Consider the following 12,649-nt stretch of genomic DNA (forward strand, 5'->3'; position numbering starts at 1 on the left):
CGTCATCAAATGTCAGGGCTTCTTGCGCAATTCTCATGAGGCGGGTTCCCGAATTTACTGTAATATGATCGACAAATTATATCAGGAACTTAGTGGTTTATGGCATCACTTATGACATCGGATTCGCAAGGTAAACTCGCTGCCCGTGCTGTCAAGGATGTATATCCGGTTTCGCGATTGGTCAGAGAAGTCCGGCTCATGCTGGATGGTTCGTTTCCACTATTGTGGGTCGAAGGGGAAATCTCCAATTTAGCGATGCCAGCTTCCGGGCACATTTACTTCACATTGAAAGACTCAGCTGCGCAAGTGCGCTGTGCCATGTTTCGTGGTCGCAATCAACAATTACGCTTTACCCCGGAAAACGGCATGCAGGTATTACTGCGTGTCAAAGTCACATTGTATGAAGGTCGTGGTGAATTCCAGCTGGTTGTTGAGCATATGGAAGAGGCGGGTAGTGGCGCATTGCAACGCGCCTACGAAGCCTTAAAAGCCCGACTGGGTCAGGAAGGCTTATTTGATACGGCACATAAAAAACCGCTTCCGACTTTGCCACAAACCATCGGTATTGTGTCTTCACCGGATGGGGCGGCAGTACACGATATTTTGCATGTCTTAAGACGTCGTTTCCCGGCCATCAAAGTGATTTTGTATCCGGTGGCTGTGCAGGGGGAGACAGCTCCACGGCAGATTGCCGCGGCTATTCAAACCGCTGATCAGCGCCAGGAATGTGATTTGCTGATTGTCGGGCGCGGTGGTGGTTCGCTGGAAGATCTGTGGAGTTTCAACGATGAATTGGTCGCCAGAGCCTTATTTGCCTGTCAAATACCGACCATCAGCGCCGTAGGCCATGAAATTGATTTTACCATTGCCGATTTTGTTGCCGATGTCAGAGCGCCAACACCGTCGGCAGCGGCTGAAATTGCGGTGCCAGAAGCCCGACAACTGGCACTGAATCTACATAATCTATTGCAAAAACTGGGCAGTCGCATTCAACAAAAGTTGTTTAATGAACAGCGACATATTCGTTATTTATCACAACGCTTACCGAGACCTCAGCAACAGCTGAAACTTCAGCAACAACATCTGAAACGCCTGCAGTTGCAATTGGATTACAGCTTTCAGCGACGCCTGCAAAGCAAGCAGCAGCAACTGGATTATCTTGCTGCAAGATTACCGCATCCCCAACTGCGGATCAGCTGGCGGCAAACCCGCTTAAAGGATTTGACGCAGCGATTTGAAAAAGCATTTGCTTTACAACAGCAACAGTTCAGACAACAAAGTCAGAATCTGAATGCTCGCTTGCAGCGACTGTTACCTGTCTCCCGGTTGAAGCAGCAGCAACAGTTTGTTGCAGCACTTTCCACACAGATCAATCGGCTGACACAGATACAGCTAAATGACCATAAACAACAGCTTGCTCAGCTAATGCGTACCTTATCAGTCGTCAGCCCTTTAAATACGCTGGAGCGTGGCTACAGCATCACCAGTGATGCTGAGTCCGGCAATGTTATTTACCGATCAGAAGATGTGGAAGTTGGCCAATCACTGCAAATCCGTTTATTTGAAGGCCAATTGAACTGCGAAGTACGCGAGAAAAAATGAAATTAAATTTTATCTGTTGGCCCATTCTGTTATTGCTGTGTTCGTCTGTCTGGGCATTACCACAACAATTTCCGGTACCTGGTGGCGTAATCATTCTGCCGTTGGAAATTGGCGGAAACGTTGCACCTAAAGTCACCTACGAACAACAACAGGTGTTGGTGGTAAAACAGGATTCACAATGGCAGGCTGTGGTTGGCATTCCCCTGGCAGCCAAGCCGGGTAACCATAAAGTGCTGGTGGATGACCAAGGTGCGTTGAGCAGTATTTTGTTTGAGGTTAAACATAAATCTTACCCCACTCAGCATGTGAATGTTCCCGATGATCGCAAAGTAAATCCTTATGCTGAAGATATGGTTCGCATAGAAGCCGAAACGGCCAAAATTAACAAAGCCTTACGCAATTGGCGGGTGAGTGATGACGTACCCTTTAATTTTGTCTGGCCGATTGAAGGTCGGGTCAGTGGTTTATTTGGCCGCCGCCGGGTATTTAATGGCGAAGAACGTAATCCCCATAGTGGAATCGATATTGCGGCACCCACTGGTACAAAAATTATGGCGCCAGCAGATGGTGTTGTGACCGATACCGGCGATTACTTTTTTAATGGTAATACGGTAATGATTGATCATGGTCAGGGTCTGGTGACCATGTTTTGTCATCTGGATCGGATTGATGTCAAAGTTGGCCAACAGGTTAAACAAAGGGACATTATTGGTACGGTCGGTGCAACAGGCCGGGTGACTGGGCCACATCTGCATCTGGGAGTCAGTTTGAATGATGCCCGGGTTGAACCTTTATTATTCTTTCCCAAGCGTCAGGGTTATCCGTCTTTAGACTGATCTGCTGGTACGGCATACTGATTTAATAATTCTGTTAGCAGACTAAAATTGACCGGTTTGGTGAGATAAGCGGTAAACAAACCTTCTGCCTGTTGTAGATCATATGGCATAGCGGCAGCGGTTACGGCTATCACCGGGATATGGCGGATCTTTGGATTGGCGATGATTTGTTCGGTAGCCTGTAAGCCACTTATCCCTGGAAGATTAATATCCATCAGGATTACTTCCGGTATATTGTTTTCCAACCACTTCAATCCGGCTTCAGCCGTTTTGCAGACATGTAATTGATATTGCGGCAAGCGGTCAAAAAAAGCTTCCATCAGTTTGATATTGGCCGGATTATCTTCGATATGCAGAACCACCGCGCCGGTATGAGATTTAAACGGGTTTTCAGCATCAACAGTAGAGGATTGCTGACTCAGACTTGTGTGGTGAAGTGTCTGGGTGGTTATGGGTAATTCAACCCAGAATCGACTGCCTATGTTTTCGGCACTTTCAAAGCCAATGTGACCATTCATGGCTTTGATAAGCCGTTGGGTTACGATGAGGCCCACACCAGTACCTTCGATTCCTGAGTTTTCTTGTCCCAATCGATCAAATGCCGTAAACAGATAGGCTTGTTTATCCTGCGGAATCCCGATACCGGTATCTTTGACGGTTATTCGCAGGCGATTATGATTATGGATAATCTCACCGCTGATAATGACCTCACCACCAGGTCGGTTATATTTGATGGCATTACTGACCAGATTAATCAATATTTGCTTGAGTTTGGTTAAGTCAGCAAGTACCAGATGAGCGGGTAGTTCATCAGTTATGATGTCGACCTTATACCGTGTAGCCAGATTTTGCAGCATCGGTAAACAATATTTAATAGCAATATTGACATCTACCGGTTCAATGGATACTTCGACGGTACCGGTCTCAATTTTTGCCAGCTCCAATACGTCATTAATCAGCTTGAGCAGATGCTCCCCGCTTTGAATGATTAACTTCAGACTATCCTGCTGAGTTTCGTTGAGGGGAGCCATCTTATCGCTCTGTAATAAATGAGCAAATCCTAAAACGGCATTTAATGGTGTACGAAGTTCATGACTCATAGCTGACAGAAATTCGGATTTGGCCTGGTTGGCTTTTTCGGCTTCTTCTTTGGCTGCAATCAGCGCCAGATGCTCGGCTTTTTGCAAGGATATATCACGGGCAATACCGGTAAAGAAATAATGACCTTCCCATTTAAAGGCACTTAAGGTCAATTCAATAGGAATGATTTGACCGCTTTTATGCAAGGCTTCCAACTGAATGGGTTGACCAATTATTTTGGATTGCTCTGTGCTGAGAAAACGCGACATGCCAGCTTCATGATGTTGGCGATGTTGAGCAGGCATCAGCCGGGTAATATTCTGACCGATGATTTCTTCGGGTTGATAACCGAACAAACGAACTGAGGCGACATTAAAATTTTGAATAATGCCGGTTTCATCAATAGTGATAACCCCTTCCATTGTATGATTCAGCAAAGTTTGTAAACGTTCACTTTCGCGTTTAGCTTTATCCTCCAGTAGTTTGCCTTTTTCCAGCTCAGCTGCCAGGGCGGCAGTTTGCAAGGCGATCTGTTGACTTAATACCTTGGTATGATGCCGTTTGATGAAATAACCCACAGCGGTTAGAGCTGCAAGCAGGATTAAGGAAAATAGCAGCCATCTCAGCCATATGGATAAGCTGGGAGTGGGGTCATAGATAAACCCCTCCAGCCGTTGAGCATCCTTAATTAAACCTAATTGTTGATAATGCTCAGCAATCCTTTGCCAGCGCTCGAGCGTCATATGGCCTAGTGAGACGGTTGGATATAAACTGAGTTCGCTGAGTTTTTCCGCTTCAAATTCCAGATGTGACCGTGATTTATTTTGACTGTTATAGTTTTTTTCAATCACCTCAATCATTTCATGAGGCTGCTCCAGCGCGTATTGCCAGCCACGTATGGTGGCATCTCTGAAGGCATCAACGATTTGCGGCTGACGTTTCAAGTACTGTTCGGAAGTAAAAATAATATCGCTATAGAAATTGATATTGAATTCATGTGGTGACAGAGTGCGGTAATTTACGCCTTTCTCTCTCATCCAGAAGGGTTCATTGGAAATATAAGCAGTAAGCGCATCCACTTTGCCAGCAATCAGATTGTCAATGTCGTCTGGAGTAGGGTCCACAATGTTGAGTTGGTAGGGATGAATATTAAATCTCAGCAGCATAGCCGATAAATCATCGGCATAAGATTGCCGAGTCACGGTTTTGCCGATGAAGTCGTTAGGATGGTTTATATCTGAATCGGCCTGGACCAGCCAAGTATAAGGACTGCTTTGAAAGATTGCTGCTAGAGCGACAAACGGACGGCCTTTTAGTCTTTCTACCACTAGCCCCGCACCGGAAATACCAAAGTCAACATCACCGTTTTCAACTTCGTTAAACGGAGCTTTCTGGCCATTGAGAATGTTAACGGCGAGCCCGGCTTCCTGATAAAAACCTTTTTCTAATGCGGCATAGATACCGGCAAATTGAAATTGATGCTGCCAGTGAAGTTTGATTGAAACGGGAGTTAGCTTCTGATTTGCATCATTTGCCAGCACTATGTTGGCAAATACCAATAGGACAAGGCCGATCAATCGATACATAAAAAGTACTCAAACAGAGTTCAATTCATCTTACCCTACTGATCTGTGGAATGACCAGAAACTTATTGTGGAAATTGGTAGGTTCTGTTTACCTTTCAGAGCCACCACTGCTGGAGGCACATTTCGTCCAACAAGGCGACATCAACAGACTCTAGTGAGTTTACAAGCGGAAGTCCCGTCCCAGATAAACGCTAAGTACACGCTTATCCTGGAGGATTTCATCAGGCGTTCCTTTGGAAATCACTTCACCTTCATTAAAGATGTAGGCTCTTTCACAAACGCTCAGTGTTTCGCGGACATTATGGTCGGTAATTAAAATACCGATACCCCGTGCAGCAAGCGCTTTGATAATACCTTGTATATCCAGAACGGAAATTGGATCAACACCGGCAAAAGGTTCATCCAGCAAAATAAATTGTGGATCCATGGCCAGGGCTCTGGCGATTTCCACCCGGCGTCTTTCACCACCGGATAGCGCCATGCCTAATGATTTGCGGATATGACTGATGTGAAATTCTTCCAGCAATCTTTCAAGTAACTGCTGTTTAGCATCAAGGCTAAGATCTTTTCTGGTTTCGATAATGGCGTAAAGGTTATCTTCAACCGACAGCTTACGAAACACCGAGGCTTCCTGAGGCAGATAACCAATACCTAATTGAGCTCGTTTATGGATAGGTTCGTGGGTAAGTTCTCGTTGATCGAGAAAAATACTGCCGTGATCAACCGGAATTAAGCCAACGATCATATAAAAACTGGTGGTTTTACCAGCCCCATTGGGGCCGAGCAAACCAACAATTTCACCGCTGTTTACTTCCAGGGAAATATTTTTAACAACCAGCCTATCGCCATATTGCTTGGCGAGCGACCTTGCAGAAAGCTGACTCATTTAAATTCCGTGATTTATTCAGGATTCATTTGCAGATATCGCGCACTAACCCAGCCAATAATTGCTTTATCGCCGCTCATACCACGTACTTGAATCCATTCTGGCTGACGCGTTAACACAATTACTTCGGTGTTTTCTAAGAAAGCACCAATACGTTCATATTGAGTACCGGGACCGGTTCTAACATTTAATGTTGTCTGAGTAATCGCTGTGGGATAACTCATCTCTGATTGCTGTTCAGGAGCCTCGGTCAATGGTTGTGGCGTTTGAACAGCAGGTCTTGCTGGTTTAGCGTTATTTTTTTCACGTTGGCCTGGAGGCTGAATGGTGATGTGAACCCGGCCACTGGTTTGTTGTTGGCCATCGACAGTAACGGGTCTGGAGTTGGCTATAACAATGTTTTTATCAATATCATATTCGATATGATTACCGCGAAACTCATCGCCGGATTGCCAGACATAACCTTGACCAACTAAGTAAATCCGTTGCGTACGGGCGTGATATTCCATCTGTAACGCTTTGGCCTTGACCGGTTTATCACCTTCTTTGTGAACCTGTTCGTAGGTCGCCAGATTGCCTTCAGCAATGGCTTTTTCCAGTTCACGGTTTTCGTCATAAAAGAAGGTAATGACATCACCTTCAATGCGTAAAGTACCCTGAGTTAATATCGCCTTACCTTTGTATTGGGTGACGCCAGACTGATCGTCCAGCTGCGCATGATCTGCTTCGATATTGATGGGTTGCTCACGATCGCTGGGCAAAGCGAGGGCAATCGACGGGATTGCTGTCAGAACCCAAAGCAGATTAATTAACAGGTGGCGCATTGTATTGTCCTCTCACCCTAGAGTGCAGATTGATAGTTTCTTCTTGTAAAGCCGCATGAAACCCGACGGAATGGGTATCGCCATGCGGCGATTTCATGGTCACCGGCTGATCGGTATAGGCCGTATTATGAACGGTATCCAGATTCAAAACCTCAGTTAATAACTGTATTTCCGGTTGATCTTTGTTGGTAATAATAACATTGCCGGTGAGAAGAATGTTTTCGCCTTCACCTTGCGTTTCAGCATGGTCCGACTCAATGATCCAATCATTGTTTTCCTGGGCAATAAACAAGGTATTCGGGTTGAAAATTTCAGTACGATCATTTTCCGGATAGTGATACAGAGTATCTCCGGTGATGATACGAGACGGTTTACCGTTAATGTCCATTACGGTGAGTTTGAAATCTGTCATACCAAAATCAATGCTGTATTGCACTGCTGCCTCTGGTTTAGGCGGTTCTGGTCGGGTAAATAGCATCCACAAACTGATCACTGCCAATAGCAGTAAACCAATTTTGAGATAGCTGGGTATATTAAAAATGGCGTTCAATTTGGTCCTGCAGGGTGCCCTGTCCTTCCATAATTAATTCACATACATCACGAGCCGCACCTTTTCCACCTCTGGAAGGTGTGATCCAGTGCGCGTGTTTTTTCACCACCGCATCAGCATCTTGCACTGCAATCGCCAGTCCAACTCTGCTCATAATCGATAAATCCACCCAGTCATCGCCAACATAAGCACATTGCTCAGGTTTCAATTTGAGGGTTTTCAGCAGTTCTTCAAAAGCCGGTAGTTTTACTTTTTGTCCTTGATAGACAAGATTGATTCCGAGGCTTTGCATACGATGTTCCACCACTCTGGAGGTGCGGCCGGTAATGATAGCAATATCGACACCGGTATATTGCAGCAGTTTCATGCCATGACCATCACGCGAGTGAAAGGCTTTATATTCTTCGCCATCATCGCCGATGATAATACTGCCATCAGTCAGTACACCATCGACATCAAAAATCACCAGCTTAATTTGTTTGGCGCGAGCCGTTATATCTTGCATCTTTGTTTTCCTGGAAATCAGACGACACCGGCACGCAATAAGTCGTGCATATTCAGTGCGCCAGTGAGGTTATTATCTTTGTCTGTAATCAACAGACCATTGATTTTGTATTGTTGCATCATCTGCAATGCTTCGGCGGCCAGCATCTCTGCCCGGCCAGTTTTGCAATGACGGGTCATATGATCTTTCAGTGGTGCGGTCAGAATATTCACTTCCTGCGCCAGCACGCGACGCAAATCACCATCGGTGAAGATCCCGGTTAATTTACCTTCATTATCGACCACCGCCGTCATGCCCAGACTTTTATTGGACATTTCAATCAAGGCATCACGTAATAAAGCCTGTTCATTGACCTGAGGAATCGCGGCACCAATATGCATGATGTCACTGACTCGCAGTAATAAACGTCGACCTAGATTGCCACCCGGATGGGAAAGGGCAAAATCCTCAGCGGTAAAACCACGGGTTTCCAATAAAGCAATCGCCAAAGCATCGCCCATCACCAAGGCGACCGTCGTACTCGATGTCGGCGCTAAACCAAGTGGACAGGCTTCTTTAAATACACTGACATTAATCACCGCATCCGCACATGAAGAAAGTGTCGAGTCCATCCGGCCGCTCATGGTAATTAACGGCACACCCAGACGTTTAATCAAAGGCAAAATCGTCAGGATCTCAGTGGTTTCACCGGAGTTTGACAATGCCAATACCACGTCCTTATCGGTGATCATGCCCAAATCACCATGACTGGCTTCACCGGGATGAACAAAAAATGCCGGACTGCCAGTACTGGCTAAGGTGGCCGCAATTTTACTGCCGATATGGCCGGATTTGCCCATGCCAATCACCACGATTCGTCCCTGACATTGCAGCAGATACTCGCAGGCACGAACAAAATCATCATCGATCCGATCCCGCAACAACATCACGGCTTCCAGTTCAGTATCAATGACCGCCAGCGCCAGTTTTTTTAATTTTTCCGCATCAATCTTCATATACCGTTATGCATACCTTGATAGGTCAGCAAACTTATATAGCCTGCGTAAACCATGAGCAGTAATAGACCAATCGGGCGTCCCAGTCGGCCTTTCAAACAAAAACGTGCAAACAAATACAGCACGATGGTCAGCCCAATCATAAAGCTAAAATCGCGTGTTAGCAGTAGTGTATCCACTTTGGATGGCTGAATCAGTCCCGGCATCGCCAGCACCGCCAGCAGATTAAAAATATTCGAGCCCAGAATATTGCCCACCGCAATATCGTGTTCATTTTTTAATGCGGCAGAAATACAGGCAGCTAATTCAGGCAGGCTGGTACCAATGGCGACAACCGTTAAACCTATCACCAGATCACTTATACCCAATAACTGGGCAACACCCGTGGCTCCCCAAACTAATAGTTTTGAACCCGCTAACACAGTAACTAGACCTACCAAAAAAACGATGATGGATTTTTTCAGCGGTAATTTAGGCTGCGCGAATTCCTGGGTGAATTCAATTTTCAGCGGGTCATCTTGTGCACTTTTAACTGCTAGCCAGGCCATGCCTCCCAGTGTCAGGATAAAGCCTGAAAACAGAATAATGCCATCTATACGATCCAGCTCCATATCCCACAGTAATAACAGCAGGGCAAGGAACATGATGAACACTAACACAGGGAATTCGCGTCTTAACGTAACTGAGTGAACCAGCAATGGAGCGATGACAATTGTGATCCCCAACACCAGTCCGATATTGGTGATATTTGAACCAATTGCATTGCCTATACCTAAGGCGGGAGAACCTTCAAAAGCGGCGAGTGCAGATACCACCATTTCCGGAGCCGAGGTACCAAAACCAACAATGGTTAACCCCACTATCAGCGGGGCAACACCCAGGTTCGATGCAATACCTGCCGCGCCATCAATAAATTTATCTGCCCCCCAAATAAGCAGCACAAAGCCGCTGATAATTGCCAATGTAAATAAGAGTGAAGTCATTTATCTACCGATGGTGGAAGCTTGAAAATAAAAAGAGCCGGAATAAATCCGGCTCTTTTATTATAACGATTGGGATGACGGATTACTCGTCATCAAACAGATCAAAATCATCATCGTCTGGTGGATTACCATCGTAAACCAGATACTGACGACGTTGCAGATAAGCGTTGCGAACGTATGCATATTCATCGTCTGTCGCTTCGCTCAATACACGTTGTGTTTTCAGCAGATTGGCGCGGGTATCAACCAGACGGGTTCCTGCTAAAGCATTCCGTGCTCCGGGACCTTCAACATACATGACTGGATCGGTAAACATATCGCCGACTAAACCAAATGAATCACGCACGGTACGTGGTCCAAAAATTGGCAATACGACGTAGGCGCCAGGCTCTACACCCCAGACCCCTAATGTCTGACCGAAATCTTCATTGCGTTTTTTGTTACCGGCATGACCAGCGACATCAAAAATACCAGCAACACCAACGGTACTGTTTAACAGAAAACGTCCAGTATCATCAGCGGCTTGACTGAATTTACCTTGCAATAAGCTATTGATTGCAACAGTAATATCATTCAGGTTACTGAAAAAGTTGCTGACACCCCAACTGATAGCATCCGGAACCACGGCATCATAACCTTTTGCTACCGGTTTCAAAACGGCACGATCAACGGTATCGTTGAATTTATACATGGCGCGGTTATAGCTCTCGAATGGATCGCGTTCGTCTTGATTTTGAGTCGTGGCACATCCTGTAAACAGAACAACCATGCCGATCAGGCTGATTCTGAAAAAACCAATTGCTTTGAACATTTGCGGTATTCCTTATACGTATATACGAGGAATAATCTCACGGCAGTTCTAAGCTAATCAAGTAGTCTGTTGTACGAGAACCTTAAAAGTATGACGCTGTTGTCATTTTGCAACATGCGATTGAGAACTATTCAACTTTTGGAGTGAGCTTTTGCGCCGTTTTTACCACGTTTAAAGCATTGTTGTTGTACATATAATCGGCGAAAACTTCACTGCATTTCTGCCAGCTATTTTCTCTGGCAAAAGCAATGCAATCCGATTTTTGCAGATTCAGCGCATTCAACGCAGCTCGCTGCAGATCCCAGTCTAGCTCTCCTGTCTGGCCATTAATGACAATATCTTTTGGACCGGTCACCGGAAATGCCGCTACGGGTAAACTACAGGCCATTGCTTCCAAAATGACCAATCCAAACGTATCGGTCTGGCTGGGAAACACAAAGACATCTCCACCAGATAAATACGCTGCAAGTTCCTCAGCATATTTGGCACCGGTAAACAGCACCATGGGGTAACGTTTTTGCAGCATTTCCAAATCCGGGCCATCACCAATCACTACTTTGCTGCCCGGTAACTGTAAATCCAGAAAAGCTTCGATGTTTTTTTCAACGGCTACCCGGCCCATGTTGATAAAAATCGGGTGGGGCAAATCATATTTTATGGCGATATCGGCCTTGAATATCTGGGTGTCAACGCCGCGACCCCATACATAGACATCCTGAAAACCGTATTGCTGCAGACGTTGTTGCTGTGAAATTGTAGGCACTAAAGTTCTTGCTGCAGGCCGATGAAAGCGGCGTAACCAGGCGTAACTCCAACTCAGCGGGATGGGTAACCGCAGTCGTAAATATTCTGGAAACTGGGTATGAAATGAGGTGGTAAAACGAATGTTATTCCGTAAACACCAACGCCGTGCGGCTATGCCTAATGGGCCCTCGGTCGCAATATGCACCGCATCAGCCTGCAGATTGCTCATCATATTGGCAAGTTTGCGATAAGGCAGTATGGCGAGCCGAATCGAGGGATAAGTCGGGCAGGGAATGGTTTTAAAATTCAGAGGCGTGATCATGATCACGTCATAGCCCATCTCTAACAGATGGTCTCGGGTTTTACCTAAAGTACGCACGACTCCGTTGACCTGAGGTTCCCAGGCATCCGTTACGATAACCAGTTTCATCAGGCTGCTTTGGCAATTAAAACTTGCTGATTAAGAACTTCCGCCCAAGGAATAATTTCCATTTGACCATTCGGGTGCTCAACTAATGCTGTACAGCTTTCCACCCAGTCACCGCAATTGTAGTAGTCGATTTCCTGAATGCGGGTAATTTCGGCACGGTGAATATGGCCGCAAACCACGCCATCAACGCCCTGTTTAGCTGCTTCATGGGCCACGGCTTCTTCAAAATTGCTGATGTATTGCACTGCGTTTTTAACTTTGTGTTTAAGAAACGCCGCCAGCGACCAGTAGGTAAAGCCCATCTTACGACGGAAATAATTGACCCAGCGGTTGGCGCGTAACAAAAACTCATACAGGCGACTACCTATTTTCGCCAGCATCGGAGAGATTTTCACCACGCTATCAAATTGATCGCCGTGAATGACTAACAACTTTCGTTTGTCTGCCGTGGTGTGGATGATTTCGTTATGGATTTGCACATTGCCAAATACCGCACCATCATAATCCCGCAGCAGCTCATCATGATTGCCAGGGACAAATATCACTTTGGTGTTGTGTTTGGCTTTACCGAGCAGGGTACGGACGACGTTATTATGTTCCTGAGGCCAGTACATGCGCTTTTTCATTTCCCAGACGTCGATAATATCGCCGACCAGATAAAGATATTCGCATTCCACATTGTGTAAAAAGTTAAGGAGGAGCTCGGCACTGCAACCTCGGAAGCCAAGATGGATATCCGATATAAACACAGTGCGAACTTTCAGCTTTTGCTTGTGACTTAGTTGTGTTTGCATAAGGCACTCATTCACTTAAAATT

The 12,649-nt window shown here is 45.8% G+C and carries 12 protein-coding genes; 2 read left to right on the top strand and 10 right to left on the bottom strand.

Translation table 11 applies throughout. The features are described 5' to 3' along the window. The first annotated feature begins 99 nt into the window (after positions 1-99). Entirely contained in the window at positions 100-1,602 is a 1,503-nt protein-coding gene (gene xseA / locus Q7V21_RS06765) for an exodeoxyribonuclease VII large subunit (RefSeq protein WP_304916552.1), read from the top strand. Continuing rightward, the gene (locus Q7V21_RS06770; RefSeq protein WP_304916553.1) at positions 1,599-2,438 is read left to right on the top strand and encodes a peptidoglycan DD-metalloendopeptidase family protein; all 840 of its coding nucleotides are present in this window, start codon (positions 1,599-1,601) and stop codon (positions 2,436-2,438) included. Before xseA ends, Q7V21_RS06770 begins: the two co-directional genes overlap by 4 nt. On the opposite strand, the gene Q7V21_RS06775 is transcribed toward Q7V21_RS06770, so the two are convergent. From Q7V21_RS06775 to Q7V21_RS06820, 10 genes are all read right to left on the bottom strand, one after another. Further along, positions 2,420-5,104, bottom strand: a complete 2,685-nt coding sequence (locus tag Q7V21_RS06775) for an ABC transporter substrate-binding protein (RefSeq protein WP_304916554.1) — start codon at positions 5,102-5,104, stop codon at positions 2,420-2,422. The genes Q7V21_RS06770 and Q7V21_RS06775 overlap by 19 nt on opposite strands. Positions 5,105-5,264: 160 nt before the next feature. Then, positions 5,265-5,990 (bottom strand): LPS export ABC transporter ATP-binding protein, encoded by a 726-nt coding sequence (gene lptB, locus Q7V21_RS06780; protein WP_069296094.1) that lies wholly within the window; start codon positions 5,988-5,990, stop codon positions 5,265-5,267. Between the two features lie 14 nt (positions 5,991-6,004). Next, the gene (gene lptA / locus Q7V21_RS06785; RefSeq protein WP_304916555.1) at positions 6,005-6,814 is read right to left on the bottom strand and encodes a lipopolysaccharide transport periplasmic protein LptA; all 810 of its coding nucleotides are present in this window, start codon (positions 6,812-6,814) and stop codon (positions 6,005-6,007) included. Next, positions 6,795-7,364: an LPS export ABC transporter periplasmic protein LptC gene (gene lptC / locus Q7V21_RS06790; RefSeq protein ID WP_304916556.1), complete on the bottom strand. Its 570-nt coding sequence runs from the start codon at positions 7,362-7,364 to the stop codon at positions 6,795-6,797. Before lptC ends, lptA begins: the two co-directional genes overlap by 20 nt. Continuing rightward, positions 7,348-7,869: a 3-deoxy-manno-octulosonate-8-phosphatase KdsC gene (gene kdsC, locus Q7V21_RS06795; RefSeq protein ID WP_304916557.1), complete on the bottom strand. Its 522-nt coding sequence runs from the start codon at positions 7,867-7,869 to the stop codon at positions 7,348-7,350. The genes lptC and kdsC overlap by 17 nt, the downstream gene beginning before the upstream one ends. Before the next feature lie 17 nt (positions 7,870-7,886). Further along, positions 7,887-8,864: a KpsF/GutQ family sugar-phosphate isomerase gene (locus tag Q7V21_RS06800; RefSeq protein WP_304916558.1), complete on the bottom strand. Its 978-nt coding sequence runs from the start codon at positions 8,862-8,864 to the stop codon at positions 7,887-7,889. After that, positions 8,861-9,847, bottom strand: coding sequence for a calcium/sodium antiporter (locus Q7V21_RS06805; RefSeq protein ID WP_304916559.1), 987 nt, complete (start codon positions 9,845-9,847; stop codon positions 8,861-8,863). Before Q7V21_RS06805 ends, Q7V21_RS06800 begins: the two co-directional genes overlap by 4 nt. An 82-nt stretch (positions 9,848-9,929) precedes the next feature. Next, positions 9,930-10,658 (bottom strand): VacJ family lipoprotein, encoded by a 729-nt coding sequence (locus Q7V21_RS06810; protein WP_304916560.1) that lies wholly within the window; start codon positions 10,656-10,658, stop codon positions 9,930-9,932. Between the two features lie 127 nt (positions 10,659-10,785). Beyond that, a complete protein-coding gene (locus Q7V21_RS06815; RefSeq protein WP_304916561.1) occupies positions 10,786-11,832 on the bottom strand; it encodes a glycosyltransferase family 1 protein in 1,047 nt (348 codons plus the stop codon). Beyond that, positions 11,832-12,626, bottom strand: a complete 795-nt coding sequence (locus Q7V21_RS06820; RefSeq protein WP_304916562.1) for a UDP-2,3-diacylglucosamine diphosphatase — start codon at positions 12,624-12,626, stop codon at positions 11,832-11,834. The genes Q7V21_RS06815 and Q7V21_RS06820 overlap by 1 nt, the downstream gene beginning before the upstream one ends. Between the last annotated feature and the right edge of the window lie 23 nt (positions 12,627-12,649).

It is taken from the genome of Methylophaga sp. (assembly GCF_030651745.1).